The sequence below is a fragment of the Pantoea sp. alder81 genome, from assembly GCF_020179835.1.
Lineage (GTDB): Bacteria > Pseudomonadota > Gammaproteobacteria > Enterobacterales > Enterobacteriaceae > Pantoea.
The window spans coordinates 24,297-50,424 of record NZ_JAIUDA010000010.1; the positions used below are offsets into that span (position 1 = coordinate 24,297).

A 26,128-nucleotide genomic window follows, 5' to 3' on the forward strand; every position below is an offset into this window, starting at 1 on the left:
GTTAAGAGTTATAGCCTTTGCTATACTTAAATCCATGATTTTACTGTCTTTTTTTTGGTGATTTTGCGTGCTAGACTGCGCGCACTTTTTCATTACTGAACAATAGATGCGGAAAATCGCTGGTTTGAACGCTTTTTCCGCGGCATTGATTGAAAACCCATGACATTTATCGCAACTCTGATTCTGGCCTTTGGTATGTCGATGGACGCCTTCGCCGCAGCACTGGGCAAAGGCGCATCCTTGAATCGCCCGAATTTCAAAGAAGCGCTGCGCACCGGTCTGATCTTTGGTGTCATTGAAATGCTGACGCCGCTGATTGGCTGGGCGATTGGTCTGGCGGCAAGCCGCTATATCATGGCATGGGATCACTGGGTGGCGTTTGGCCTGTTAACCGTGCTGGGCGGCCGCATGATGATGGAAGGTTTCCGTCAAACGGCAGATGAACCGTGCGAAGCGCCACAGCGTCATGGCTTCATGGTTTTAGCGCTGACCGCGGTGGCAACCAGTCTTGATGCGCTGGCCGTGGGCGTGGGCCTGGCATTCCTGCAGGTGAATATCGTGCTTACTGCGCTGACCATCGGCGCGGCCACCACGATTATGGCCACCACCGGAGTGATGGTGGGACGCTTTATCGGTCCGGTGATGGGTAAATGGGCTGAAGTGCTGGGCGGACTGGTACTGATCAGCATCGGCTGCACCATTCTGAATCAACATCTCAACCTCTTCGGCTAAACTCAGGTATCCGCATTAACCCTCTTTTTTGTGATCTGGCTCAAATTTATTTGCGTGAAAAACGCGCGTTAGTTATAATTTTCGCGTAATTCTTCAACAAATTTTGAGCCAGGTAGCTAATGAAACGCTTTTTCCGTTACGTGTTCCGTACCTATGTTGAGACCTTTAAACACGTCCCACCCGGTGCGCTTCACTAAGTACGACGAATACCCTCGATAATCGCGGTCAGGGAACGACCTGTGGTTATCAATGATTTTCTTATCTCTCCCGTCTATTTATTCCTCGAATCTAACTCCTATCAATGGCTTAGTGCCACTCACCATCAGTTTTCGATCTGGCTATAGCCTGATGTTATACCCCGCTACCAAACAAGCATTCGTCACCTCTTAACCCGCATGGAATAGTCGATTCAGGCCCTCTAACCCGTCTGAAACGAGAAACATCATGCTGATCCCACAACCCTACTTACTTTTCCTTGGTGATGTCACCGATCCCCTGGCTGCTAAAACCGCACGCGGCATTCACGTCTGGCGACCAGAGCAGTGCGTGGGCGAAATCAAACTGCCAGGCTGCACCGTCAGCTTAGGTCTGGACGTGCTCGACATCGCTACAGCGAAACAACGTGGCGCGAAAACCCTGGTACTGGGCACCGCCAATGCCGGTGGTTATCTGCCGGAGCACTGGCTCGACACCGTCAAAGGCGCGATCAAAGCCGGTATGAACGTGGCGAGCGGCTTGCACCACCGGCTGGTCGATGAGCCCGAGCTGGTGGCGTTAGCCCAGGAGTTTGGCGTTGAGCTGTTTGACCTGCGCCATATGCGTCCAAAACTGAACGTCGGCAGCGGTAAAAAGCGTACAGGTAAGCGTGTGCTTACTGTCGGTACAGACTGCTCAGTCGGAAAGATGTACACCTCGCTGGCACTCGAAGCTGCGATGCGTGAGCGCGGCATGAAAGCGGATTTCCGCGCCACTGGCCAAACCGGCATTCTGGTGGCGGGTGAAGGTATTGCTATCGATGCGGTGATTGCCGATTTCATCGCCGGTGCGGTCGAAGCCCTGTCGCCAGCCAATGATGCCGACCACTGGGATATCGTCGAAGGTCAGGGTTCGCTGTTCCATCCTTCTTACGCGGGCGTCAGCATGGGCCTGATTCACGGTGCCCAGCCGCACTGGCTGGTGATGTGCCACGAAATGGGCCGTCCTCATATGCGCCACTTGCCGCATCAACCGATGGTCAGCCTGAAAGATTGCGTAGAAGCCAACCTGCGCGCGGCACACGTCACCAGCGACAACGTGCAACTGGCTGGTTTTGCCATCAACACCTCCAACTATAGCGAAGAAGAAGCCCGTGCCTTCTGTGCGGAAGTCAGTGCGGAATTCGGCGTGCCTGCCACCGACCCGGTGCGTTTCGGAATTGCTGATATCGCCGCACTGCTGCAGGAGCGTGGCTAAGATGCGGCGCATGCAGATTGAAGTGATCGAGCTGCCGCTGGCGCGTCCTTTCGCTATCTCGCGTGGCACGCGTACGGCCGTCACCGTCATCCGTGTGACGCTGGAGCAAAACGGCTTTATTGGTCGTGGCGAGTGCACGCCGACGCCGCGTTACGATGAGACGCCAGACAGTGTGCAAGCGCAGCTGGAAGCGATACGTGAGGATGTCGAAGCGGGCTTAAGTCGACTCGATCTGCAACGCCGTTTATCTGCCGGTTCAGCGCGTAATGCGCTGGACTGTGCGCTGTGGCGTCTTGATGCCGCGCTGGCAAAACAGACGCTGTGGCAGCAGTGCGACCGCGCTGCACCGCCTTCGGTGATCACCGCCGAAACCTTAAGTCTCGACTCCATCGAAAACATGGCTTCCGCCGCCGCTGATGCGGTATCGCGCGGCGCCATCCTGCTGAAAATCAAACTCAACCGTGACGAGATTTTAGAGAAGGTGGCAGCCATCAGAAAAGCGGCACCGCGCGCCACTCTGATCATTGATGCCAACGAAGCCTGGTCCGGCGTGGATCTGCAAAGCCTGCTCACCGCGTTGCAAGCCTTCAACATCGCCATGGTCGAACAGCCGTTGCCTGCCGGACAGGATCAGGACCTGCAGCGCTTTGCCCATCCCATTCCGATTTGTGCCGACGAGAGCTGCCACACGCGTGAAGACATCGCCGGGCTGCGTAATCGCTACGAGATGATCAACATCAAGCTGGATAAGTGCGGCGGCCTGACCGAAGCGTTAGCGATGGTCGAAGAAGCGCAAAAGCTGGATATGCGTCTGATGGTGGGCTGCATGCTGGGCTCTTCACTGGCGATGGAAGCGGCGTTACCTGTGGCGATTGCCGCAGAACATATCGATCTGGATGGCCCGATTTGGCTGGCAGCCGACAGCTCCCCCTTCCTTTCTTACTCTCAGGGCCGAATCTGGCTGTAACCGCAAGAGGCAACGATGACGGACACTTTACTCTCTCCCAACGCCGCCAGCGTTGCCGGTTCCGCGCCGGTACTCGCGATTCAGGATCTCAGCGTCTCGTTTCGCGGTCGTAGCGGCGAAAACCAGGCGCTTAAAGGCATCAGCTTTGCCATTCACCCCGGTGAAATTGTCGCGGTGGTGGGTGAAAGCGGCTCAGGAAAATCGGTCACTTCTCTGGCGGTGATGGGCTTACTGCCGGCGTCAGGCCGGATCGATCGCGGCAATATGCAGTTCCGCGATCGTCAGGGCAAAACACACGCGCTGGAGAAGCTGGATGAAAACCAGCGCCGCACCTTGCGCGGTCGTGAAATGGCGATGATATTTCAGGAGCCGATGACCTCGCTCAATCCGGTGCTGCGCGTGGGCGATCAGCTCACCGAAGCCCTGCGTGATCAGCAGCTGTGTGACAAACCTACTGCCATGGCGCGGGCGCGTGATCTGCTGCGTCAGGTGCGTATTGCCGATGTCGATCGCGTAATGAAAAGCTATCCGCACTCGCTGTCAGGCGGCATGCGTCAGCGCGTGATGATTGCTCAAGCGCTGGTGTGCGATCCACAACTGCTGATTGCCGATGAGCCGACTACCGCACTGGATGTGACGGTGCAGGCGCGTATTCTCCACATCCTGCGCGATCTGCAACGCGAGAAGCAGATGGCGGTGCTGTTTATCACCCACGACATGGGCGTGGTGGCGGAAATTGCAGACCGTGTGGTGGTGATGCTGCGCGGTGAAGTGGTAGAACAGGGCACGGTCGCGGAGATCTTCAACGCGCCGCAGCATCCCTACACTCAAGCGTTACTCGCCGCCGTACCCAAACTGGGTGATATGCGTGAACACGCGTGGCCACAGCGTTTTCCACTGGTCGGCGCGCAGCCTACCGATAGCGGTGAACAGCGCACCGCGCGTTATGACGAAACGCCACTGCTGGATGTGCGCGGTCTAAAAGTTTACTACCCGATTCGCAGCGGCATCTTTTCGGCGCTCACCCATCAGGTGCACGCGGTAGAGCAGATCGATTTCAGCCTGTGGCCGGGCGAAACTCTGGCGATTGTTGGCGAAAGCGGCTGTGGCAAATCCACCACTGGCCGTGCGCTGATGCGCCTGATTAAGAGTCATGCCGATAGCATTCATTTCCAGGGCAGTGAAATTGCCAACCTGAAAGAAGCAGAGTTCCAGCCGCTGCGACGCGAAATCCAGATGGTATTTCAGGATCCGTACGCCTCACTCAATCCGCGTTTGACCGTCGGCTTCACCATTGCCGAGCCGTTAATGCTGCATGGCCTGGTGAAATCGCTGGAGGAAGCCACGCCACAGGTTGAGGCCTTACTGAAAAGCGTTGGCCTGCTGCCAGAACATGCGCAGCGCTATCCGCACGAATTTTCCGGCGGCCAGCGCCAGCGTATTGCGATTGCCCGCGCCATGGCGCTGAAACCGAAAGTCATTATCGCCGATGAAGCTGTCTCGGCGCTGGATGTGTCGATTCAGGCGCAGGTGGTCAATCTGATGATGGACCTGCAAAAGCAGACCGGCGTAGCGTGGATTTTCATCTCGCATGACATGGCGGTGGTGGAGCGTATCGCCAATCGCGTGGCGGTGATGTATCTCGGCCAGATTGTCGAACTCGGGCCGCGCCAGTCGGTGTTCAATCAACCGCAACACCCTTATACCCAACGTCTGCTGGCCTCGGTGCCGGTAGCCGATCCCCAGAACCGTCAACCCCGCACTTTCGAAGACAGCGAAATTCCATCGCCGCTGCGCAAGGTGGGTGAAACGGTCATTAAACCCCGTTACCGCCAGGTTGCGCCGCAACACTGGGTCGCTGACGACATTGCATCGCGCTAACGCTCAATACCAGGAGATTTCATGAAATCGATTTTTCGCCGCTCGTCACTGGCTTTTGGCTTGACCCTCGCGCTGGCTGCTGCCGCGCAGGCGCAGGATCTGCGCATTTCGATGTACGCCGATATCACCGGACTCGATCCACACGATACCTCGGATAACGTCAGTTACTCGGTACAGAGCGGTATCTTTGAACGCCTGTTCCAGTTCGATGCGCAGATGAAGCTGCAACCCTGGCTGGCGACCAGCTATACCAGCAATGACAGCGCCACCGAATTTACCCTGACGCTGCGCAAAGGCGTCACTTTCCAGGACGGCACGCCGTTTGATGCCGAGGCGGTGAAAGCCAACCTCGATCGCCTTGCCGATCAGACCAAAGGCCTGAAGCGCAACAGCCTGTACAAGATGATTGCCAGGGTCACCGTACTTGCGCCGGATCAGGTTAAAGTCGATCTGAACCAATCCTTTGGTGCCTTCATCAACACTCTCGCGCACCCGTCGGCGGTGATGTGGAGCCCGACCACGCTCAAACAGTATCCGGAAGAGGCCCAGCTGCGCCTGCATCCGGTCGGCACCGGTCCGTTCAAATTTGTGGAGTGGCAGCCGGGTAAAGCCGTTTCGCTGGTGAAGTACGACGCCTACTGGCAGAAAGGCTGGCCGAAGGTGGATAAAGTGACCTTCTCGCCAAGCCCGGAAGATGCCACGCGCGTCGCCGCACTGAAATCAGGACAGGTTGATGCGATCTGGCCGCTGCCATCGGATCTGATCGCCACCGTTCAGAGCGACAGTAAATTAGCGATCCAGCGCGATCCGAGCATTTATCTCTATTACATGGCGATCAACACCCAGCATAAACCTTTGGCGGATGTGCGCGTGCGTCAGGCGATCAACTACGCCATCGACCGCAATCTGTGGTTGAAAGTGGCGTTTGCCGGCATGGGGAAACCCGCCACGTCCGCGATTCCGGAAGGCGTACAGTTCTATCAGAAGCAGAGCGAGCCGAATTATCGCTATGCGCCGGATGAAGCCAAAGCGTTGCTGAAAGCGGCAGGTTACCCGAACGGTCTGGATCTGAAACTGTGGACCACCAATGCTACCGCCAGCGTGCGTGCGGCACAGGTGCTGAAAGCCCAGCTGGCTACCGTCGGTATTCGCGCCACGGTGACGCCAATGGATTCCGGCACGCGTAATGCCAAATTGTGGGGTGTGAAGGATCCTAAAGCAGCCGAGTTCGACCTCTACTACGGCGGCTGGTCAACCTCGACCGGCGATGCAGATTGGGCGCTGCGTCCACTGTATGCCACCGAATCCTGGGTACCGACCTCGTACAACGTCTCGTACTTCAGCAATCCGGACGTCGATAAGGCGATTGCCGGTGGGTTAGCCACAGCGGATCCGGCCAGGCGCGGTGAGTCTTATGCCGAAGCACAGAAACTGCTGTGGAAAGAGGCGCCCGTCGCGTTCCTCGGCACGCCGGACAACCTGGTCGGCAAGCGCAGCAACCTGAGCGGTGTGTCGATGCTGGCAGATGGCAATTTCATTTATACCCAAGCTTCATTTAAGTAGAGATGCGGTAATGGTCGTCATCAATGGCGGCCTTAAATTGAAGGGTGCGCATTGATGGCGCACCTGGACACCCATCCAAAAGGAACCGCATGTTCGCATACATCATTCGTCGGCTGCTGGAGATGATCCCCGTCCTGCTGGTGGTCTCGCTCCTGGTATTCGGCTTTATCAAGCTGCTACCCGGCGATCCGGCGCGCATTTACGCCGGGCCAGATGCCCCAATCGAGGCGGTGGAAGCCGCACGCCAGCATCTTGGACTCAACGATCCGCTGCCACAACAGTACGTTAACTGGATTGGCGGACTGTTACGTGGCGATCTCGGCGTCACCTACCGCACCCAGCAACCGGTGCTGGAGGTGATCAAACAAGGCTTTATGCCAACGATGTGGCTGGCGCTGGCGGGCTTCGCCTGGTCGGTGATCCTCGGCTTGTTCCTTGGTGTGCTGGCAGCGTTGAAGCGCGGCAAATGGCAGGACTGGACGTTGATGAGCGTGGCCGTCGGCGGCATCTCGATGCCGACCTTCTGGCTCGGTTTGCTGCTGATCCAGTTCGTCGCCATGCCCTTTGGCCTGTTCTCAGTGAGTGGCTTCAATAAAGCCAGCGACATCATTCTGCCCGCGATTACGCTCGGCTCTTCTGTGGCCGCCGTCATGGCGCGTTTCACCCGTTCGGCTTTCCTTGAAGTGGCGCAGGAAGATTACGTGCGCACCGCCAAGGCCAAAGGGCTGCGTAATCGGCTGGTGACGTGGAAACACGTGATGCGCAACGCGTTGATCCCGGTGATCACCATGCTCGGTTTGCAGTTCGGTTTTCTGCTCGGCGGATCGATCGTGGTGGAGAGCGTCTTCAACTGGCCGGGCCTGGGCTGGCTATTGATCGAGTCGATCAAAGCGCAGGATCAGCCGGTGATCCAGGCGCTGGTGATGCTGTTCGTGTTTGAATTTATTGTGATTAACCTGCTGGTGGATCTGCTGTACGCCGTGGTCAACCCAGCCATTCGCCTGCGACAGGAGTCGTGATGAGTACACAATCTCTCTCTGCCGCAACGCCACAGACCATTCGTTCGCCGTGGCGCGATTTCCTGCATGCCTTTGTGCGTAACCCACTGGCACTGGTCTCAGGCGGTTTTGTCTTGCTGCTGGTGCTGGTGGCGATTTTCGCTCCGTGGCTGGCGCCGTGGGATCCGATGGCCCCAGACTGGATGGCTTTGTCTTCACCGCCGTCAGCCGCACACTGGATGGGCACTGACGATCTGGGGCGCGACCTGCTGAGCCGCATTATCTATGGCGCACGTATCTCGCTTTACGTTGGCGTGCTGTCGGTGACGCTGGGCATGGTGGTGGGCGTACTGCTCGGCTTGCTGGCGGGCTATTACGGTCGCTGGGTCGATATGCTGATCATGCGTGGCTCCGACGTGCTGTTTGCCTTTCCCGGCATGCTGCTGGCGATTGCGGTGGTAGCAATTCTTGGTCCAGGGCTGAATAACGTGATTATCGCGGTCGCAGTCTTCAGTGTGCCGGTGTTTGCGCGCATCGTGCGGGCTTCAACGTTATCACTCAAGCAGGCTGCGTATGTGGAAGCCGTGCGCTGTGCTGGCGCGCCTGACCGCGTGATTATGCTGCGCCATATTTTGCCGGGCACGCTCTCAAATGTGATTGTCTATTTTACCATGCGTATCGGCACCAGTATTCTCACTGCGGCAGGCTTGAGCTTTATCGGCCTTGGTCCAGAACCGGATGTGCCGGAGTGGGGCAATATCCTGGCGATGAGCCGTAGCATGATGATGGCGGGCTTATGGCACGTCAGCGTGTTCCCCGGCCTGGCCATTTTTATCACCGTGCTGGCGTTTAACCTGTTGGGTGATGCGCTGCGCGATACGCTCGATCCCAAACTGAAGAGCTAAACATGGATTTCCAACAACTGCAGCGCGATCTGCTGCTGCAACGCTGGCGCACTGATCGCCAGCTCGGGCAACCGCGCAGTGCCTGCGGCGCCACCAATCTCATCAGCGATGTGCCCGGCGTGCGCGTCGGCCATCACACGCTGGCAGACGGTGAGAGACAAACCGGTGTGACGGCGATTGTTCCGCCAGGCGATAACCTGTTTCTGAGCCCATTGCCTTGCGGCGCGTCGGTATTCAATGGCTTTGCCAAGCCGGTCGGGTTGGTGCAAATAGAAGAGTTGGGCGTGCTGCAAACGCCGATTTTACTTAGCAACACGCTGGCAGTCGGCACGCTGTTTACCACGCTGGTGCGCGATGCGATCAGCCGTAACCCTGAGCTGGGCCGCAGCCTACCGACGGTGAATCCACTGGCGCTGGAGTGCAACGATGGCTGGCTGAATGACATTCAGGCGTTAGCGGTGACCGAAGCCATGGCGCAGGATGCATTGAATTCCGCACAAGCCGATTTTGCGCGAGGCAGCGTCGGAGCCGGACGCGGTATGAGCTGTTTCAGTTTGAAAGGCGGGATTGGCAGTGCATCGCGGTTAATCCCTTCACTGGATGCCACCCTGGGCGTGCTGGTGCTGGCCAACTTTGGTGCGCTGAACGCATTGACGCTGGATGGTGTGCGCCTCGGCGAGATGATTGGGCCGCTGCTGCCAGAACTGACGCCGCAGCGCGATGCCGGCTCCATCATCATTATCATGGCCACCGATGCACCACTGGATGCGCGCCAGCTCAAGCGTATCGCCAAACGCGCCGGTGCCGGATTAGGTCGTTTAGGCAGTTATTGGGGACATGGATCAGGCGATATTGCCGTGGCCTTCTCCACGCAAACGCAGCCAAACCCGCCGGACGATGCGGCGCTGGAACCGCTGCTTGCCGCCGCTGCCGATGCCACGGAACACGCGGTGCTGGATGCGTTGTTAAGCGCCGAAGCGGTTACGGGTTTTCGCGGCCATCATCGCCCGTCATTGACGCAGGTGCTGGATGAACTGGCCAAACCGTAGTGCCGCCATCAGCTTTACTGCTAATGACGCGATCGCCCCTTATGGCCCCTCTTTCAGCAGCGCCTGTGATCGGCTTGAAAGCCACCTGTGACGCTAAGTTAACCGTAGTGTCGCCATTTATGGCGACTCTTTCATCAGCATCTGCGGTCAGCTTCAATGCTGCCTCTGACGCACAGTTCCCCGTAGGGTCGCCATTTATGGCGACCGTGTTTCAACCCGCACGGAATTTGCCTGACTTATGAAAATATTCATCTCTGCTGACATTGAAGGTATTGCGGGCGTGATGCGTCCGGAACAGTGCTCACCCGGCCATGCGGAACACCAGCTGGCACGCGGGCTGATGGAACAGGAAGTGAACGCCGCCATCGACGGCGCGTTTGCAGGCGGAGCCACCGAAGTGGTGGTGGCCGACAGCCATGCGCAAATGACCAACCTGCGCGCGGAAAACATCGATCCGCGTGCGCGCATGGTGCAAGGCAAGCCGCGTGGGTTATCAATGGTAGAAGGTATTGAGCAGCAGCCTTTCGATGGCCTGTTCTTTATCGGCTATCACAGCGCGGCGGGCGAACCTGGCGTGCTGGCGCATACCATCAACGGCCGTGCGTTTTGGCGCATCCATATCAACGGTAAAGTGATGGGCGAAAGCGACATCTACGCTGCCGCCGCCGCCGAACAGGGCACGCCGCTGTGGCTGGTGAGCGGTGACGATCAGCTGCAAGGCTGGATCGCAGAACACTATCCGTCGGTGGATTACGTCTGTGTGAAACGCGCGATTTCCCACACCTGCGCCGAATCCATCAGCCCGCAAGCCGCGCAAAACGCCATTCGCGCTGCTGCCACCGCTGCGGTACAACGTGCACGGCAGGTCAGCACCACGCGTTTGACCGCACCTTATGATATGCAGTTACAAGCCAGCAAACCCGTGCTCGCGGATCTGTTCTGTCTGATTCCCGGCGTCACCCGCATTGATGGCGTCACTGTGGGCTATCGCGCCGACCAGATGGGCACGCTGATCAGTCTGCTGAGTGCATTCTCCTATCTGGCGAGTACGCAGTCGTAGTTTTGGTGCGCATGAATGCGCACCCTACAGATGCTCGCAGGGTTGCCATGACAGCGCACCAAACTGATGCTCGCAGGGTTGCCATGACAGCGCACCAAACTGATGCTCGCAGGGTTGCCACGACTGCGCACTCAACTGATGTTTGCAGGGTTGCCATGGATGGCAATCAATAGATCAGCAATCACGCATCAACGCTTAGGCATAATATTGGCAGGTCGTACCGCATTTCCTGCTGGCTTTTGGTAACCTGCGCGCAATTTATATATAACAACGAGGCAGTCATGCAGCTCTGCAGTTTTTATCTTATTGACCAGGAAAGAAAAAGTTACGGAATCGTGCGGGAAGAGGGCGTGATTGATGTCGGTTCGCGACTCGGTGCGGAATGCCCGGACCTGAAATCTTTGTTACAACGCGGCGCGGTCAGCGACCTGGAAGTCTTTCGTTCTCAACCAGTAGATCACCCATTCAGCGCTATCCGTTTCCTTCCGGTAGTGGAAAATCCTGGCAAAGTGTTCTGTGTTGGCATGAACTACGCGGACAAGCGCAAAGAGTTTGCTGAGACTATCGAAGCTCCAACGCTGTTTGTCCGTTTTAGCGATTCGCTGGCGGGACACGAGCAGCCGCTGCTGAAACCGACCACCACCCAGGAGTTTGATTACGAAGGCGAACTAGCGGTCATTATCGGCAAAGCAGCCTATCAGGTTAAAGCGGCCGATGCGCTGCAACATGTTGCCGGTTACAGCTGCTTTATGGATGCCACGGTGCGCGACATGCAGTTCACCTGGTTTACCGCCGGAAAAAACTGGCAGCAAACCGGTGGCTTTGGCCCGTGGATGACCACCTCAGATGAGATCCCCGATCCGCAGCAGCTGGCGATCAAAACCTGGTTGAATCAGCGTGAAGTGCAGAACGATACCACCGCCAGCATGGTGCATCCGGTGGCGAAGATTATTGAATACATTTCGGCATTTAGCCCGCTGTCCGCAGGCGATGTGATCATCACCGGTTCACCGGGCGGCGTCGGTAAAAAACGCACGCCACCGCTGTTTATGTTCCCCGGCGATGTGATTGAAGTGGAAATCGAAAAGATCGGCCGTCTGCGCCACCACATTGTTTAACCCCGTGCGCATAAATGCGTCGTGGAGACAATGCGGGTTTTAACTCGGTGCGCACCCTACATCAAATGTGTAGATCACCTGTAGGGTCGCCATTTATGGCGACCGTCTAACGTGTTATGGCGGCCGCTTATCGCGTAAAGGTCACCACGCGGCTGCGATTCAGCAGCAGCCGCACCTTGTCACCATCCCGCGCCATCACAAAACGCTTTTCCCAAGGCCCATCCTGTGCGGTGGCGAGCACGCGATCCCCACCCAGCGATTGCAAACTGGCATGAATCGCCGCCGGACCGATGCCCATCACCAGGCGGTCGCCCTCAATCACCATTTCGCTGCGCCACGGCTGCGCAAACCAGCGGCCTTGCAGATGCTCAAGGCTGGCGCTGTCCGCCTGAACCGGCACAAAACGGCGCGGCGCATGGCCAATCTCACCGACAATCGCTGCACCTTCATGACGCAGTTTGATCGGGAAAGTGCTGGAGAGCGATACCGCATCACCGTGAGGATCGGCGCGCCACAGCGTTTCACCGGCCCCCAACCAGGTGGCGGTCACACCCTGAATCTCCAGCCAGTCGGCGGCGTTTTCCGCCACGTATAAGCCTGGCGTCAGATCATGCCCTTTTTCCGGCAGCGTGCGATTCAGCAGCGCCGCCATTACCCGCAGTGCACTTTCTGAGGTCGCCACATCTTCGCGGTTGGCAACAATCGCCACGCCCAGCTCCAGCTCCGGATGCAGCAGGAAATAGCTTTTATAGCCCGCGTGCGAACCGCCGTGACCAAACAGCGTCTGGCTGCCCAGCGTGGAACTGGTAATGCCCAGCCCGTAGCCGCTGGTGCGACCGTCATTGAGATTGCGCGGGGCGCTCAGGCGTTGCAGTACGCCCGCGCCAGGGCCGTTGTCCGCCAGCAGGCTTTGCAGCCAGCGCGTCAGATGATTGATGCTGCCGGTGACGCTGCCCGAAGCGGAAAGGTGTAAACCGGCGCTGGAGAGCTGCCACTGTTCACCGTTTTGCCAGTAACCCGGCACCAGTCCCGGCACGATATCGAACCAGGTTTCCGGCGCGATCAAATTGATATCCAGCGGTTCGCAGACATATTGCTGCAACAGATCGTTGAACAGCACGCCTTTGGCTTTCAGCGCCTCTTCCACCAGGCGGTAACCGGTGTTGGTGTAAGAGATCTCGCTGCCCGGCGGATAGCTGAGGTCGCCTTCCTGTGCGACAAAATCCAGCAGGTCGGCGGCGCGGGTGGCGTTGTACACTGACAAGCCCAGCAGCGAAAGGGTTTCACGCACGTCGGGCAAGCCGCTGCTCATATCCAGCGCCTGACCGACGGTGATCTGGCCGTTGGCGCCTGTAAGCTGCGGCAGATGCTGCACCAGCTTATCGTCCAGTTGCAGGTAACGGCGCCCCGGTCCGGTGACCAGTGCGGCAAACAGATGCTTGGTAATCGAGGCAAAACGCACCACGCTGTCGGCGCTGAACGGCGTCTGTTGCGCCAAGTCGGCCAATCCGGCGCAGTGTGTCGAGTGAATCTGATGGGCATCAAACAGGACTATCGCACCACCCGGCGCGCCAGGCTGCTGCCAGCCCTGGGTAATCTGCTGTGCCACCTCGGCGGCCTGTTGCCAGTTCGCGGTCATGCCGGTTCCTCCAGCGTCATGCTGAGATCAAACAGTTGAGCGGTATGCGGATGCTGGATGCGCCGCGCACGTAAATCCTCCGCGCTCAACTGCTCCACCATCTCACCGTGCTGCATCACCCCGATGCGCTGGCACAGATGCGTCACCACCGCGAGGTTATGCGTCACCATAATGTAGGTGAGTTTGCGTTCAGTGCGTAGATCGCTGAGTAAATTCAGGATTTCTGCCTGCACCGAGACATCCAGCGCTGAGGTGGGTTCATCCAACAGCAGCACTTCTGGCTCGGCGATCAAGGCACGGGCAATCGCTACGCGCTGACGCTGACCGCCAGAAAGCTGATGCGGATAACGGAAACGCACGGCGGCCGTTAAGCCGACTTCGCTCAGCGCCTGGCTGATGCGCTGTTCGGCCCGATCCAGCTGATGCACCAGCAGTGGCTCATGCAGGATGCGGTCGATGGTCTGACGGGGATGCAGCGAACCAAACGGGTCCTGAAACACCATCTGCACCTGGCGATAGAAAGCGCGGCTGCGCTTGGCACTCAGTTCCATACCGCCAAATTTCATGCTGCCTTGCCAGTCGGCATTGAGCCCGGCGAGGGCGCGCAGAATGGTGGATTTGCCTGAGCCACTTTCGCCGACCATGCCAAAGCTTTCACCGTTGGCCACGGCAAAGCTAACGTCTTTCACAACCTGATGCGCACCAAAGGCGATGCGCAGTTTATCGATTTCAATCATGAAGCTGCCTGTAAATTCTTTGCGTTCGTTGAACGGTGCGCATCCTGCGGGCGTAGAGTTGGACAACCGCGTAGATGGGCATTGCGCTATTCCCGCCACGCGGCATCGCGCTGGAGTACCGGTAAACGTTCGCGTGGATGTTTTAACGATGGCAAACAGGCCAGCAGTCCGCGCGTATACGGATGCTGTGCCTGCTGCAACTGCCCGGCGTCCAGCAGCTCAACGATGCGCCCGGCGTACATCACCGCCACGCGATCGCAAAAGTGCGAGACCAGCGGCAGATCGTGACTGATCAGGATCAACCCCATGCCGCGCGCGGAAACCAGATCGTCAATCAGCTTGAGGATCTCCGCCTGCACCGTGGCATCCAGCGCGCTGGTGGGCTCATCGGCGATCAGCAGTTCCGGATCCGGCGCCAGCATCATGGCAATCATCACGCGCTGGCCCATCCCGCCGGAAACTTCATGCGGATAGCGTTTCGCCACCGCGGCGGCATCACGAATTTTCACCTGCTCCAGCAGATCAATGGCCGCCAGCATCGCGGCTTTCCAGCTGCCACCTTTGTGCTCGCGCCAGGCTTCCGCAATCTGCTGGCCAATGGTCATCACCGGATTGAGTGAATATTTCGGGTCCTGCAGGATAAATCCGACGCGTTTACCGCGGATTTTACGCAGCACTTTTTCGCTGGCACCGCGCAGATCGATACCGTCAAAACGCAATACGTCGGCAGTCACTTCGGCATTGCCCGGCAGTAATTGCATCAAACAGCGTGCGGTCAGCGACTTACCCGATCCGCTCTCGCCAACAATGGCAAACTTCTCGCGGCCAACGCTGAAACTCACGCCGCGAACGGCTTCAAAGGTTTCCGTGCGACTGCGAAAAGCAATGCGCAGGTTTTCGATTTCCACCAGCATTTAGCGCTCCTTAGGATCCAGCACGTCGCGCAGACCGTCGCCGAGAAAGTTAAACGCCAATGAGGTCAGGAAGATGGCGATACACGGCATCAGCGGCACCCACCATTCGCTGAACAGGAAACGGCGCGCGGTGGCAATCATGGTGCCCCATTCGGGTGATGGCGGTTGTGCGCCCATGCCGAGGAAACCGAGGCTGGCGGCGGTGATAATGATGGAGCTCATATCCAGCGTGACGCGCACAATCAGGCTCGGTACGCACAGTGGCATGATGTGGCGCAGGATAATACGTAACGGCGATGCGCCGGTGAGTCGGCTGGCGGCGATAAAATCGCTGTGGCGGAACTGCATGGTTTCGGCACGTGCCAGACGCGCATACGGCGGCCAGGCGGTTAAGGCAATCGCCAGAATAGCGCTCTCCACACCGGGTTTAAGTGCGGCAACGAATGCCAGCGCCAGAATCAAACGCGGAAAAGCGAGAAAGATGTCGGTAATACGCATCAGCGTCTTATCCACAATCCCACCCGCGTAGCCCGCGATACAGCCAATCAGCAGACCGAGCGGGGCGGTGAGCAGCACCACGGCGATCACCATGCCGAGCGTGGTTCGCCCGCCATAAATTATGCGCGTCCAGACATCGCGGCCGAGTTCATCGGTGCCGAGCCAGTGTGCGACAGAAGGCAGCGCCAGACGGTTTTCCAGATGCTGTGTGCCAGGGTCAAACGGCGTCAGCCACGGGGCAAACAGCGCCAACAACAGCATGACGGCGATGACCGCCAATCCTGCCATCGCCAGCGGGTTGCTGCGCAGGCTCAGCCACAAACGATAGCGTCGGCCCCACACCGCCTGACGGCGATTAGCTGGCGTATCGTCGAGCAGCCAGTCACGAGAGAAGAAGATCATTTTACGCGTGGGTCCCAAAGTCGATAAAGAAGGTCAGCCAGCAGATTGAGCAGCACATACAGGGTGCCGACCAGCAGCGTGGCACCGACCACCGGGTTCATGTCGGCGTTCATCAGCGAGGTGGTGAGATACTGCCCGAGGCCAGGCCAGGAGAAGACGTTTTCGGTCACGACCGCGCCCTCCAGCAATCCGGCATAGGTCAGTGCCAGCACCGTCACCAGCTGCACCGCCACGGTCGGAAAGGCATGCCGCCAGATGACCCGGCGCGATGACAACCCTTTCGCACGCGCGGTGATCACGAACTCGCCGCTCAAGGCATTGAGCATAAAGGTGCGCGTCATACGCGTGATGTAGGCCATGCTGAAGTAGGCGAGGATCAGTACCGGCTGCGCCATGTGTGCCAGCGCATCCCAGAAGGCATCCGTTTCTCCAGCGAGCAATGAGTCGATGGTGAGAAAGCCGGTGACCTGCGGCACCATATCCTGCCAGATGATGTCTTGACGCCCTGGGCCGGGAGCAATCCCCAGTACTGCGTAGAACACCAGCAGGCTCAGCAGCGCCAGCACAAACACCGGCAATGAATGTCCCGCCAGACACACCACGCGAATCGTCTGATCGACCCAGGAATTTTGGCGCACTGCGGCCCAGACGCCCAAAGGAATGCCGACCAGCGCCGCGATAATAATCGCCGCGGTCGCCAACTCCATGGTGGCCGGGAAGAAGCGGGCAATATCGGTGGTTACCGGATTCGAGGTGAGAATCGATTTACCGAGATCGCCGTGCAATAGTTGATTGAGATAGTGGCCGAACTGGATGTAGAGGGGCTGATCCAGCCCCATTTCGATACGCACGCGATCCACCACGGACTGCGGTGCGTTATCGCCCACCGCCGCCAGCACCGGATCGGTGGGCATCACTCGACCAATAAAAAAGGTCAGTACAGACAGACCAAACAGCGTCAGCACCAGGCTTCCCAGGGTGCTGACGATTTTCTTCAGTAAAGGCATCAGGCTTTTTTCACCTGATCGTATGGCCACTGCTCCAGTACCGTCATGTGCACATCCGCGATGTTTTTACCGCAGGCGACATTCTTAGTTTTCTGCATCATGTAGATGAACGGACTCTTCTCGCGGCCCAGCTGCTGAATCTGCTGATAGAGCGCAATACGCTTCGCCGGATCCGGCTCGTGCAGCGCCTGCTCGGTCAGCTTGTTGAACTCTTCATCTGACCAGCTGCAGCGCCAGGCCAGTGTGCGGCTGCGGGCATTTTCGCTGTTGTCGGTATTCACACAGAAGGCTTCGGTGTTGGAGTTCGGATCGAAATAGTCCGCGCCCCACACGGTCAGGGCCAGCTGATGCTGACGCGCACGCATTTTGGTCAACACCTGGCGGTTTTCGGCCGCGATCAGCGACACCTTGATGCCAATGGCGCCCAGCTGAGTCTGGATCGCCTGAGCGATATCGGGATACGGCTGCATCGAGTAGTGGTCGAGGGTGATTTCAAATCCATCGGGATAACCCGCTTCCGCCAGCAGTGACTTGGCTTTCGCCACATCTTTGTGGAATGGCGTGTCATCCAGCGCTGCCGGGAAGCCGCTTGGCAGGAAGCTTTGATGCGTAATAAAGCTCATCGACAGGATATTTTTCTGGATGCTGTCGTAATCCAGCGCCCACTTAAGGGCTTGCCATACCTGCGGCTTTTTCAGGTACTCATTATTGGTGTTGCAGGACATCAGCATGATGGCTGACAGCGACTGATTCACCAGCGACACGTTGCTGTCGTTCTTCACCTGTAACAGCTGCTCGGTAGTGAGATCGTAGGCCGCATCCACATCGCCTTTCTTCACCATCAGCGCCTGAGCGGCCGGGTCGGTGATGTGCTTCAGGATCACGCGCTTAATCTTGCTCTTATCGGCATACAGCGGGCTCAGTTCCAGGATCACCGTTTCACTGGCCTTCCAGGTGCGCAGGGTGAAGGCTCCTGAACCGGCGCTGTGCTGCTTCAGCCACGCATTGCCGAAATCGTTGTTCTGCTGATTGGCTTCACAGGCTTTCTTCGACACGATGCTGCCGACGGTAGCGGATAGGCAATACAGCAGGAAGGTTTCGGCTGCTGGCGCGCCCAGTTTCATCTCCACGGTATGCGCATCTTTCGCGGTCACCAGTTGGGCGACATTGTCTTTGGTAAAGCCAAACTGGTTGATGATAAACGCCGGGCTTTTATCCAGTTTAACGATGCGCTCAATTGAGTAGGCGACATCTTCCGCGGTGAGCGGTGTGCCGTCGGCGAATTTTGCCGCCGGATCGAGATGGAAGGTGTAGGTGCTGTTATCGCTGCTCACATCCCAGCTTGTTGCCAGCTGACCGACGATTTTCTCGGCATGTTGTGGATCGGGCATCACCAGCTTCTGGTACATGTTGCCGCAGATCTGGCCGCCGGTGGCTTCAAAGCTTTCATGGGGATCGAGGCTGGTGATGTTGTCCAGCTGCATCGCCATCACAAACATACTCGGTGGCGTATCAGCGAAGGCGGTATTGAGACTCAGATAAGAAAAAGCAGGGGCGGCGGCGCATCCTGCGAGAAAACGTCTTCTGGTTACCATGACAACTCCAAGTTATTGATTATTATAATTAAAATTATTTATTTTGCTGTTTTTTGTCTTGACTTTCCCGCTGTGCGAGAGGATTAATAATGGGATTAAGTCATTTGTTTCATGCGTGAAGTCTTGCCTCTTTTTGGTGCAATTTGCTCCGCCAGCAGGCAGCGCTTGCGCTTTCTCCCGAACATGGAATCGATACAACATGTCTGACATCTTCAATATTCCGGTCTTTGACGGTCACAACGATGTGCTCAATAAACTCTGGCAGCACCATCAACCCAACGCGGTGCAGGCTTTTCTGCAAGGCACTGGACGCGGTCAGATGGATCTTCCGCGTATCCGTCAGGGAAATATGGTAGGTGGGATATTTGCCACCTGGGTGCCGTCTCACCCTCTGATTGCAAGAAGTGCGCCAGACCTCGCAAATTTTCCTCAGGAAATTATTGGCGCTGCGCGTGATGCCACTTTTTCGATGCTGGCGCTGCTGTTGCGGATTGAGCAGACCTCTGAGGGACAAGTGAAAATTTGCCGCAGCGTGCGCGATATTCGTGACTGCATGGCAAAGGGCGTGCTGGCGGTGGTGATGCACGTGGAAGGGGCCGAAGCGCTGGATACCCATGGTGAATTGCTGGATATCCTGTATGCCAGTGGCCTGCGGACATTGGGGCCACTGTGGAGTCGCCCGAATCAGTTTGGTGAGGGCGTACCGTTCCTGTATCCGTCATCGCCGGATGTCGGCAACGGCTTAACGGCGGCGGGCAAGCAACTGGTGCGCGACTGTAATCAACGCCGCATCATGGTTGACCTGTCGCACATGGATGAGAAGGGCTTCTGGCATACCGCAGAGATCAGCGATGCGCCGCTGGTGGCCAGCCACTCCAATGCCCATGTCATCAGTGCGCAGTCGCGCAACCTTACCGATCGCCAGCTGGCGGCCATTAAAGAAACCCACGGCTTTGTCGGCGTGAACTTCGCCGTGCCGTTCCTGCGTGAAGATGGCGATCGTCATGCGCCGACCACCGTGGATGCCATCGTGCAGCATGTGGAATACCTGCTGGAAAAAGTCGGTGAAGATGGCGTCGGCTTTGGCTCGGATCTGGATGGCGCCACCATGCCGGGCGATATGAAAGATGTGGCCGGTTTCCCGCTGGTGGTCAACGCGCTGGCGGCACGCGGCTATTCGCGCGAGCTGCTGGAAAAAATTTGCCACGGCAACTGGCTGCGCGTGCTTGAAGCGACCTGGGGCGAGTAACGATGCGATTGCGACACATTGAAGTTTTTCAGGCGATTGTGCAGACCGGCAGCATCAGTGCGGCGGCGCGATTGCTCAATGTGTCGCAGCCGAATGTCAGCCGTGTATTGACGCACGCCGAGCAGCAGCTGGGTTTTGCCCTGTTTGAGCGACGTGCACAGGGCATGGTGGTCACGGCCGAAGGACGACGTTTGCTGCCGGAAGTGGAAGATCTCTATCAGCGTTTGCAGACTATAACCCAGCTCACCGAGCAGCTTCGACGCGGTGAAGGGCAAACGGTGCGCGTTGGGGCAGCCCATGCATTTGGTCAGATGGTGTTAGCGCCCGCACTGGTGCAGTGGCGGCAACAAGCGGCATCGGTGAGCGTGGAGTTGGTCACCGAGCACTTCAGCACGCTGTGCCAGATGATCATGGATAACCAGCTCGATTTCGCGCTGGTGTTTGGTCAGCAGGTGGATGCCGATCTGCTGGCCGAGCCGCTATTTCAATCGTCGATGGTGGCATTACTGCCTCAGCATCACACTCATAACGAACCCGCCACGCTGGAGTGGCTGTGCGCCAATAATCTGTTGATGATGCAGAATCAGGACCCGCTCGGGCGCGTCTTGCATCGCGCATTGCGGGATAAAGGGTTGGATCCAGCGGTGTCGCTGTCGATCAAAACCTATTCTGTGATTGCCGATATGGTGCTGGCGGGCGGCGGCGTGGGGGTGGTGGATCTGTTTACTGCTTGCCGGTATGCCGATCAGTTAAAACTGCTGCCAGTGGCACAACCGCTGCCGTTTGAAGTGATGCTGATCAGCCGCCGCGACCAGCCACAATCGCAATCCACCTTGCAGTTAAAACAGGTGATTCGCAATAAGCTGTGGGAGATCGCGCGGCAGTGTGAAACGCGGTTTTTTACCCGGTCGGCATAAATGCCGACCCTACGAACCCCATTGAACCAGTGCAGGGTGCAGTTCATCAATGCCGACCCTACGAAACCACATTGTACCTGCGTAGGGTGCGCATTAATGCGCACCTGGAATTACACCCCATCCGTAATCGGTTTACGCACCAGCAGCAAATACGCCAGCGCACCCACCACAGTAACGCCTGCACAGATCATCAGCGCGAGGCTGAATGATTTAGTGGTATCCAGCACCCAACCGGTGATCACCGGCGCGAACGAAGCAAACACAAAGCTGGCGAAGTTCTGGATACTGCCCACCGATGCTGTCATGCGTGCCGTCACGTTGGCGTGAATCAGACCCCAGCAGGATGTGCCGGCAAAGTGGATACAGAACAGCGCCATGCCAATCAGCGTCACTGCGCTGGTGGTGTCTGTGGCACGCGTGACCAGGGTGGTGAAGGCCGCAGACAGCAGCATGCCGCTGACAATCGATACTTTACGCACTTTCACCGCATCCATTCCGCGACGCACTAGCGCATCCACCACGTAGCCGTTCAGCAGCATGCCCGCCGCACCAAACAGGAACGGAATCGCCGCCAGCAAACCGGTGCTTTTCAGATCCAGATGGTAGGTCGATTGCAGATAGCCTGGCAGCCACGCGATATAGAGCCACGCGGTGTAGTTGATGCCGCTGAAGCCAATCATCATGCCCCACATGGTGCGCTGCTTGAACAGACCGCGCCACTCGGCAAAGCTCAGCGGCTCTTTGCGTGATGCCACGCTGCCCGCCTGCAGGTAGTGAATCTCTTCGCCGCTCAGTTTGCTGTTGTCGCGGTTGCGGTACATCAGATACCAGCCAATGGCGAGGAACATGCCCAGCACGCCGATGGTGACGAACATGCCACGCCAGCCCATCACCAACATCATCGCCGCCAGAATCGGTGGCGCAATCGACAGCCCAATCATCGACGCGGCATTAAACATCCCCATCGGCATACCGCGATCTTTGATGTTGAACCAGTCGTTGATCACTTTAACGCCGCACGGGTTCATCGGTGCTTCACCGATACCGAGTCCGATACGCACCAGCACAAACTGCGTGAAGTTATGCACCAGACCGGCAGCGGCCTGGAACAGTGACCAGACAAACATGCCGAGCGCCAGCATGATGCGTGGCCCTTTGCGATCCAGCAGCGCACCACAAGGCAATTGTGCTAAACCGTAGGCCAGCGAAAATGCCGACAGCAGCACGCCGATCTCCGTGGCCGATAAGCCCAGCTCACCGCGAATGGTCATATTGGCCACCGATAGCGAGCTACGGTCGAGATAGTTGATAATGGCCGCAAACAGCAGCAGCAACATGGCAGTAACCTGAATCTTTTTAATGCGCGGTGAGCGCACCACGTCGCCGCGTGCCGGGACAAAGTCTTGCCCGTCTACTGCGGATGTTGGCGCGGCGTCACGGCCACGTGCAGATGTATTTTCCATTGCAACCTCCCAGGTATGGGGTCTTATCGTTATCGAGGGTTGGGGTCCTGCGGCAGCGAAACGGTGCTGCCACAACAGATTGCTTTGGAGACTAGAAGTAAACCGGTCGCGATGTTGCGAGGATGTTTCAGATTCGTGCGGGCGCTTAAGAATTGTGGTTTTTAATCGGTTTTTAATTGTACTGACGAATACAACGGATCATCGATGATTTGGCTGTTCCGAGATGGTTATGCAAGGCGCACAGGGCTTCAACATCCCGTCGGCTGATCAGCGCGGTGAGAATGGCCATATGCTCCTCCAGCGCCACGATATTGCGCTGCTTTAAGTCCGTTTCATCCCATTGATAATGCGAATGAAAAATCACGGAGATGATTTCCAGTGACTGATTGAAAAACGGGTTGTTCGCCGCCGACAGAATCAGCGTGTGCATCTCTTTATCCAACGCGGCAAAGTGGCGATAGTTGCTGGCAATGGTGTCACGCATGGAACGGTGGCGATCCAGCAGGTCACGCGCCTGTATCCAGCGTTCATCCTGGGAAGGCAGATTCAGAAAGCGAGTAAGTGCATGTGTTTCCAGCATTTCGCGCAGTTCGAACAGGTTTTCGGCGTAGGGTTGATCAAACTTTTTCATGCGCCAGTGACCCCGCTTCACCGGTTCCAGCAGGTCATACCGCATAAACCGCAGCAGAAACTCACGCACCACTACCGGGCTGGCCTTGACCTGCTGTGCCAACTGCAACTCACTAAAGCTGTCGCCGGGCATCAGCTGACGCTGGTTTATCAGATTAAAAAACGCCTGTTCAAACAGACGCGCTTGCTGATCGATCGGCGGTGTTAAAGCACTGAAACCGTCTTCTTCACTGGGATCGCGCACGATGACGTAGGTTTCTTCAACTTTATCCAGTACGCCGCGCTCATGCAGATGCTGCAGGGTATGGCGCACAGTGGTGCGGCTGATATTGAACATCTCAGCCAGCGCGGCTTGCGGTGGCAGCGGAGAACGGATGTGGCGTTTGGCGATGCCTTCCAGCATTTGATTGATCACGTTCTGGCGTAAATTCAGGCTTCGGCTCATGCGGTTCTCCGGTTTTTTATTTATTAAAAACCACACAAAGCCCAAAAAAAGGGCGCTGCCTCACAGTTCGGAATGTGCAAACGACGCGGGTGGCTGATTTTCGCCAAAACTGCGACATCAGCACAGGAGAAGCCCATGACAACAATGAAAACCCTGGTGGTTGCCGAGCCGCGCAATATGGTGTGGCAGCAGCGTGAGAAACCGACCCCGGCCGCCCAGGAGGTTCTGATTAAACCGATTGCCGCCGGGATTTGCGGCACTGATATCCATGCATGGGCGGGCAATCAACCGTTCTTTAGCTATCCACGGGTACTGGGCCATGAGCTGTGCGGTGAAGTGGTGGAATTGGGCAACCGGGTCACGGATTTTAAAGTGGGCCAGCGTGTGGCGCTGATTCCCTATGTGGCTTGTCAGCAGTGCGACGCTTGCCTGAGCGGTAAAACCAACTGCTGCGAGAATATCTCGGTGATTGGTGTACACCAGGACGGCGGTTTCTGCGAGTTTCTCAGCGTGCCCGCAAGCAACCTGCTGGCGGTGGATGATGTGGCACCAGAAGCGGCGGCGCTGATCGAGCCTTTTGCTATCAGTGCACATGCGGTAAGACGTGCGGCGGTGGCGGCGGATGAGCAGGTTCTGGTGGTCGGCGCCGGACCGATTGGATTAGGCGTAGCCGCGATTGCGGCGGCAGCGGGTGCGCAGGTGGTGGTAGCCGATACCAGCGAACCGCGACGCGCGCATGTCGCCGAAAAGCTCGGGCTCGCGACCATCAACCCGCTGGCCGAGGATTTCGAAGCCTCACTGCGTGCTGAATTTGGCGGGCGTCTGGCCGCGAAGGTGATTGATGCCACCGGCAGCCCGGCTGCGATGAACGGTGCGGTGAAGCTGATTCGTCATGGTGGCACCATCGTGTTTGTCGGCCTGCACAAGGGGGATTTAGTGATCCCGGATATCGAGTTCCACAAACGCGAAACCACCTTGATGGGCAGCCGCAATGCCACGCACGAAGATTTCGCGAAAGTGGGCGAACTGATGGCTTCGGGTCAGCTTCGTGCCGACATTATGCTCAATCGGCATTATGACTTTTCTACTTTAGCGGAGACCTTTGAGCCTGAAGTGATTAATAATCGTGAGCTGATCAAAGGTGTGATTCATTTTTCGAGGTAGTCGGTGCGCTCACTCTGCGCGAATGCGGGCCTGAGCACCTCTGCTGCTGCCGGGCCGTCCTCGCGCCGCTGACGCGGTGCCCTCGGCTTCCACGTCGTGCCTACGGACCGTTCGGGTAAGCCCGTCCTGGCCAACCCGAACTGCCTTGCGCATCCATGCGCCAGGCTCCTGGCCCAACGTAAAAGCCTCAGCGCTGCGGATAGCCCTTGCAGCAGCAGAGGCGCTCTGGCCTCAACCATCGTGCCGTTTTTGACAGCACGCACTGAAGCTGAAGAGCGTGCTGGGGCTGTTCAGGGGAAGAGGCGCGCTCTGGCCTCAACCATAGTGTCCTTTTAACAGACTGCGTGATCACCCGGCGCTTAACTGGCAAGCATTACGCCATTGATAGCGACCACCCATCTCATGCCTGCAATGCGGCAAAAAAGTGTTCCCGCACCGCTTCGGCATCCACGCCGAGGCACAAACGCTGTGGGCGCAATCCGGCGAACGGATCTTCACGTGAGGCGAGGGCGCTGAGACGTCGTACTGTTTGACCACGGCTGATGCCTTCCGTTATCACGCGCACTGACGCTTCGATGACTTCAAACGCCTGTGGTAACGCCAGCCAGGAGAGCGTCAACGTGTCGTGCAGCGCCATACCATCAAACCCTTCTTTTTGCAGACTGTACGCCAGATACGGACGGCATATCGCGCTCAATACCGGCTGATTTAACTGCCGCACTTCATCGCCCGTTATCAGCACTTTATGCGTGACATCCAGCGGCAATACGACAACCGGCAGCGCCGAGGCCAGCACCTGATCGGCAGCATGCGGATCCTTCCAGATATTGAATTCGGCAAACGGCGAGACGTTGCCGGAATGGCCGTCGGTGCCAAATGCGCCACCCATGATCACCAGCTCTTTCACCAGCGAAATAATATCCGGTGCCTGATTGATGGCGCTGGCGATATTGGTCAGCGGCCCAATCGCCACGATGGTGATGGCATGCGGTTGCGCGCGCACGCTATCAATAATGAACTGCACCGCGCTGGGGGCTGCTTCACTGTGTGAGTTCTCGAACGCATCACCCAATCCATCCAGGCCGTGCAGCGTGGCGGGCGCAGAAGGGGCTAATGCCAGCGGCCGCGAGCAGCCGCGATACACCTGTGCCTCAATCCCCATCTTCTCGCAGAACAGCCGGGCGTTTTTCACCGCCTGCCCGACCGCCACATTGCCAAACACCGTGGTAATCCCCAGCAACCGCTGCGTTCGCGCCGCATACGCCAGCGCAAAAGCATCATCTACGCCAATATCAGTATCAAAAATCAGGGTACGCATCGGGATCTCCAATTTTGTATTAATGGAAGTGAAGCAAAAATATCAAGATGATGAATGTGCTATAAACGCGAAAATTAATCAGGAGTAAGCATGATAATAAAATCGCTGATATTTATTGCGCCATCAGGTCAAGGCCAGCGTTATCAAGAACTCTGTGCTTTACTCACCTTACTTGCTCTCTCAGAGAAAGATAAAGTGGCAAATATGGGAATGACGCGCGAAGAGTTGTTGAAAGACCTTATCCAGGTCACGACGGGTTAGCTCTTCAATATTGTCACCCCCGCTGCGCCAGCGTATTATCGTGCCGCTAAGGTGATGGCGTGCCACCTTCCCCAACCGCCGTTCTGGAAACAGACGGCTGATGACGCCTGACAACACTCGTATCCCTGCGCGGGAGACGGCGGTGTGTCAGGCGTTTTTCTGTC

At 57.4% G+C, this 26,128-nt stretch carries 24 protein-coding genes and 1 riboswitch; of the genes, 15 read left to right on the top strand and 9 right to left on the bottom strand.

Going from position 1 to position 26,128, the window contains the following annotated elements; translation table 11 throughout:
- Positions 1–159 precede the first annotated feature (159 nt).
- The 11 genes from mntP (at position 160) to LBW88_RS22275 (ending at position 11,725) form a co-directional block, all read left to right on the top strand.
- The gene (gene mntP / locus LBW88_RS22225) at positions 160–732 is read left to right on the top strand and encodes a manganese efflux pump MntP (protein ID WP_224934270.1); all 573 of its coding nucleotides are present in this window, start codon (positions 160–162) and stop codon (positions 730–732) included.
- A 119-nt stretch (positions 733–851) separates the two neighbouring features.
- Positions 852–929 carry a stress response protein AzuC gene (azuC, locus tag LBW88_RS26665; RefSeq protein ID WP_224934435.1) on the top strand — a complete coding sequence of 26 codons (78 nt, stop codon included), beginning with the start codon at positions 852–854 and terminating at the stop codon, positions 927–929.
- A gap of 247 nt (positions 930–1,176) precedes the next feature.
- A complete protein-coding gene (dgcN, locus tag LBW88_RS22235; RefSeq protein ID WP_224934271.1) occupies positions 1,177–2,184 on the top strand; it encodes an N-acetyltransferase DgcN in 1,008 nt (335 codons plus the stop codon).
- Between the two features lies 1 nt (position 2,185).
- Positions 2,186–3,151, top strand: a complete 966-nt coding sequence (gene dgcA / locus LBW88_RS22240; protein ID WP_224934272.1) for an N-acetyl-D-Glu racemase DgcA — start codon at positions 2,186–2,188, stop codon at positions 3,149–3,151.
- 15 nt (positions 3,152–3,166) lie between these two features.
- Positions 3,167–5,032, top strand: a complete 1,866-nt coding sequence (locus tag LBW88_RS22245) for an ABC transporter ATP-binding protein (RefSeq protein WP_224934273.1) — start codon at positions 3,167–3,169, stop codon at positions 5,030–5,032.
- A 21-nt stretch (positions 5,033–5,053) separates the two neighbouring features.
- Complete coding sequence (locus tag LBW88_RS22250) at positions 5,054–6,595, top strand: glutathione ABC transporter substrate-binding protein (RefSeq protein ID WP_224934274.1); 1,542 nt, start codon at positions 5,054–5,056, stop codon at positions 6,593–6,595.
- 89 nt (positions 6,596–6,684) lie between these two features.
- Positions 6,685–7,614, top strand: a complete 930-nt coding sequence (locus LBW88_RS22255) for an ABC transporter permease (protein ID WP_224934275.1) — start codon at positions 6,685–6,687, stop codon at positions 7,612–7,614.
- Positions 7,614–8,498, top strand: a complete 885-nt coding sequence (locus tag LBW88_RS22260; protein ID WP_224934276.1) for an ABC transporter permease subunit — start codon at positions 7,614–7,616, stop codon at positions 8,496–8,498. The genes LBW88_RS22255 and LBW88_RS22260 overlap by 1 nt, the downstream gene beginning before the upstream one ends.
- Positions 8,499–8,500: 2 nt before the next feature.
- Positions 8,501–9,547, top strand: a complete 1,047-nt coding sequence (locus LBW88_RS22265) for a P1 family peptidase (protein ID WP_224934277.1) — start codon at positions 8,501–8,503, stop codon at positions 9,545–9,547.
- Between the two features lie 238 nt (positions 9,548–9,785).
- Entirely contained in the window at positions 9,786–10,607 is an 822-nt protein-coding gene (locus tag LBW88_RS22270) for a M55 family metallopeptidase (RefSeq protein ID WP_224934278.1), read from the top strand.
- A 281-nt stretch (positions 10,608–10,888) separates the two neighbouring features.
- Complete coding sequence (locus tag LBW88_RS22275; RefSeq protein ID WP_224934279.1) at positions 10,889–11,725, top strand: fumarylacetoacetate hydrolase family protein; 837 nt, start codon at positions 10,889–10,891, stop codon at positions 11,723–11,725.
- Between the two features lie 127 nt (positions 11,726–11,852).
- Here LBW88_RS22275 and LBW88_RS22280 read toward each other — a convergent pair whose 3' ends face one another.
- The 6 genes from LBW88_RS22280 to LBW88_RS22305 all read right to left on the bottom strand — a co-directional run bounded on the left by LBW88_RS22280 (position 11,853) and on the right by LBW88_RS22305 (position 18,517).
- A complete protein-coding gene (locus LBW88_RS22280; protein WP_224934280.1) occupies positions 11,853–13,364 on the bottom strand; it encodes a serine hydrolase domain-containing protein in 1,512 nt (503 codons plus the stop codon).
- A complete protein-coding gene (locus tag LBW88_RS22285; protein ID WP_224934281.1) occupies positions 13,361–14,101 on the bottom strand; it encodes an ABC transporter ATP-binding protein in 741 nt (246 codons plus the stop codon). Before LBW88_RS22285 ends, LBW88_RS22280 begins: the two co-directional genes overlap by 4 nt.
- An 86-nt stretch (positions 14,102–14,187) precedes the next feature.
- Positions 14,188–15,015 (bottom strand): ABC transporter ATP-binding protein, encoded by an 828-nt coding sequence (locus tag LBW88_RS22290; protein ID WP_100701922.1) that lies wholly within the window; start codon positions 15,013–15,015, stop codon positions 14,188–14,190.
- Positions 15,016–15,915 carry an ABC transporter permease gene (locus LBW88_RS22295; RefSeq protein ID WP_224934282.1) on the bottom strand — a complete coding sequence of 300 codons (900 nt, stop codon included), beginning with the start codon at positions 15,913–15,915 and terminating at the stop codon, positions 15,016–15,018. It lies immediately after the preceding gene.
- Complete coding sequence (locus tag LBW88_RS22300; RefSeq protein ID WP_224934283.1) at positions 15,912–16,922, bottom strand: ABC transporter permease; 1,011 nt, start codon at positions 16,920–16,922, stop codon at positions 15,912–15,914. The genes LBW88_RS22295 and LBW88_RS22300 overlap by 4 nt, the downstream gene beginning before the upstream one ends.
- Entirely contained in the window at positions 16,922–18,517 is a 1,596-nt protein-coding gene (locus tag LBW88_RS22305; RefSeq protein ID WP_224934284.1) for an ABC transporter substrate-binding protein, read from the bottom strand. The genes LBW88_RS22300 and LBW88_RS22305 overlap by 1 nt, the downstream gene beginning before the upstream one ends.
- 199 nt (positions 18,518–18,716) lie before the next feature.
- On the opposite strand from LBW88_RS22305, the gene LBW88_RS22310 reads away from it, so the two are divergent.
- Both LBW88_RS22310 and LBW88_RS22315 read left to right on the top strand, forming a co-directional pair.
- Positions 18,717–19,766 carry a dipeptidase gene (locus tag LBW88_RS22310; protein ID WP_224934285.1) on the top strand — a complete coding sequence of 350 codons (1,050 nt, stop codon included), beginning with the start codon at positions 18,717–18,719 and terminating at the stop codon, positions 19,764–19,766.
- A 2-nt stretch (positions 19,767–19,768) separates the two neighbouring features.
- Complete coding sequence (locus LBW88_RS22315) at positions 19,769–20,683, top strand: LysR family transcriptional regulator (protein ID WP_224934286.1); 915 nt, start codon at positions 19,769–19,771, stop codon at positions 20,681–20,683.
- 110 nt (positions 20,684–20,793) lie between these two features.
- Here the strand turns inward: LBW88_RS22315 and LBW88_RS22320 are convergent, their stop codons facing one another.
- The gene (locus tag LBW88_RS22320) at positions 20,794–22,146 is read right to left on the bottom strand and encodes an MFS transporter (protein WP_224934287.1); all 1,353 of its coding nucleotides are present in this window, start codon (positions 22,144–22,146) and stop codon (positions 20,794–20,796) included.
- Positions 22,147–22,318: 172 nt separating this feature from the next.
- The gene (locus LBW88_RS22325; RefSeq protein ID WP_224934288.1) at positions 22,319–23,221 is read right to left on the bottom strand and encodes a GntR family transcriptional regulator; all 903 of its coding nucleotides are present in this window, start codon (positions 23,219–23,221) and stop codon (positions 22,319–22,321) included.
- A 135-nt stretch (positions 23,222–23,356) separates the two neighbouring features.
- Between LBW88_RS22325 and LBW88_RS22330 the strand changes: the two genes are divergently transcribed.
- Positions 23,357–24,385, top strand: a complete 1,029-nt coding sequence (locus LBW88_RS22330) for a zinc-binding alcohol dehydrogenase family protein (RefSeq protein WP_224934289.1) — start codon at positions 23,357–23,359, stop codon at positions 24,383–24,385.
- A gap of 400 nt (positions 24,386–24,785) precedes the next feature.
- Here LBW88_RS22330 and LBW88_RS22335 read toward each other — a convergent pair whose 3' ends face one another.
- The gene (locus LBW88_RS22335) at positions 24,786–25,703 is read right to left on the bottom strand and encodes a nucleoside hydrolase (protein WP_224934290.1); all 918 of its coding nucleotides are present in this window, start codon (positions 25,701–25,703) and stop codon (positions 24,786–24,788) included.
- 90 nt (positions 25,704–25,793) lie between these two features.
- Here LBW88_RS22335 and LBW88_RS22340 point away from each other — a divergent pair, with 90 nt between their 5' ends.
- The gene (locus LBW88_RS22340; protein WP_224934291.1) at positions 25,794–25,964 is read left to right on the top strand and encodes a hypothetical protein; all 171 of its coding nucleotides are present in this window, start codon (positions 25,794–25,796) and stop codon (positions 25,962–25,964) included.
- A gap of 41 nt (positions 25,965–26,005) precedes the next feature.
- Positions 26,006–26,081, top strand: a riboswitch (Fluoride riboswitch).
- Positions 26,082–26,128 lie beyond the last annotated feature (47 nt).

Bases quoted from the DNA above. Each gene is read 5' to 3' on its own strand.
- LBW88_RS22325 (WP_224934288.1), bottom strand. From the start codon at position 23,221: ATGAGCCGAAGCCTGAATTTACGCCAGAACGTGATCAATCAAATGCTG.
- LBW88_RS22290 (WP_100701922.1), bottom strand. From the start codon at position 15,015: ATGCTGGTGGAAATCGAAAACCTGCGCATTGCTTTTCGCAGTCGCACG.
- LBW88_RS22340 (WP_224934291.1), top strand. From the start codon at position 25,794: ATGATAATAAAATCGCTGATATTTATTGCGCCATCAGGTCAAGGCCAG.
- azuC (WP_224934435.1), top strand. From the start codon at position 852: ATGAAACGCTTTTTCCGTTACGTGTTCCGTACCTATGTTGAGACCTTT.
- mntP (WP_224934270.1), top strand. From the start codon at position 160: ATGACATTTATCGCAACTCTGATTCTGGCCTTTGGTATGTCGATGGAC.
- dgcN (WP_224934271.1), top strand. From the start codon at position 1,177: ATGCTGATCCCACAACCCTACTTACTTTTCCTTGGTGATGTCACCGAT.
- LBW88_RS22245 (WP_224934273.1), top strand. From the start codon at position 3,167: ATGACGGACACTTTACTCTCTCCCAACGCCGCCAGCGTTGCCGGTTCC.
- LBW88_RS22255 (WP_224934275.1), top strand. From the start codon at position 6,685: ATGTTCGCATACATCATTCGTCGGCTGCTGGAGATGATCCCCGTCCTG.
- LBW88_RS22300 (WP_224934283.1), bottom strand. From the start codon at position 16,922: ATGCCTTTACTGAAGAAAATCGTCAGCACCCTGGGAAGCCTGGTGCTG.
- LBW88_RS22315 (WP_224934286.1), top strand. From the start codon at position 19,769: ATGCGATTGCGACACATTGAAGTTTTTCAGGCGATTGTGCAGACCGGC.
- LBW88_RS22285 (WP_224934281.1), bottom strand. From the start codon at position 14,101: ATGATTGAAATCGATAAACTGCGCATCGCCTTTGGTGCGCATCAGGTT.
- LBW88_RS22335 (WP_224934290.1), bottom strand. From the start codon at position 25,703: ATGCGTACCCTGATTTTTGATACTGATATTGGCGTAGATGATGCTTTT.
- LBW88_RS22265 (WP_224934277.1), top strand. From the start codon at position 8,501: ATGGATTTCCAACAACTGCAGCGCGATCTGCTGCTGCAACGCTGGCGC.
- dgcA (WP_224934272.1), top strand. From the start codon at position 2,186: ATGCGGCGCATGCAGATTGAAGTGATCGAGCTGCCGCTGGCGCGTCCT.
- LBW88_RS22310 (WP_224934285.1), top strand. From the start codon at position 18,717: ATGTCTGACATCTTCAATATTCCGGTCTTTGACGGTCACAACGATGTG.
- LBW88_RS22320 (WP_224934287.1), bottom strand. From the start codon at position 22,146: ATGGAAAATACATCTGCACGTGGCCGTGACGCCGCGCCAACATCCGCA.
- LBW88_RS22305 (WP_224934284.1), bottom strand. From the start codon at position 18,517: ATGGTAACCAGAAGACGTTTTCTCGCAGGATGCGCCGCCGCCCCTGCT.
- LBW88_RS22280 (WP_224934280.1), bottom strand. From the start codon at position 13,364: ATGACCGCGAACTGGCAACAGGCCGCCGAGGTGGCACAGCAGATTACC.
- LBW88_RS22330 (WP_224934289.1), top strand. From the start codon at position 23,357: ATGACAACAATGAAAACCCTGGTGGTTGCCGAGCCGCGCAATATGGTG.
- LBW88_RS22295 (WP_224934282.1), bottom strand. From the start codon at position 15,915: ATGATCTTCTTCTCTCGTGACTGGCTGCTCGACGATACGCCAGCTAAT.
- LBW88_RS22270 (WP_224934278.1), top strand. From the start codon at position 9,786: ATGAAAATATTCATCTCTGCTGACATTGAAGGTATTGCGGGCGTGATG.
- LBW88_RS22275 (WP_224934279.1), top strand. From the start codon at position 10,889: ATGCAGCTCTGCAGTTTTTATCTTATTGACCAGGAAAGAAAAAGTTAC.
- LBW88_RS22260 (WP_224934276.1), top strand. From the start codon at position 7,614: ATGAGTACACAATCTCTCTCTGCCGCAACGCCACAGACCATTCGTTCG.
- LBW88_RS22250 (WP_224934274.1), top strand. From the start codon at position 5,054: ATGAAATCGATTTTTCGCCGCTCGTCACTGGCTTTTGGCTTGACCCTC.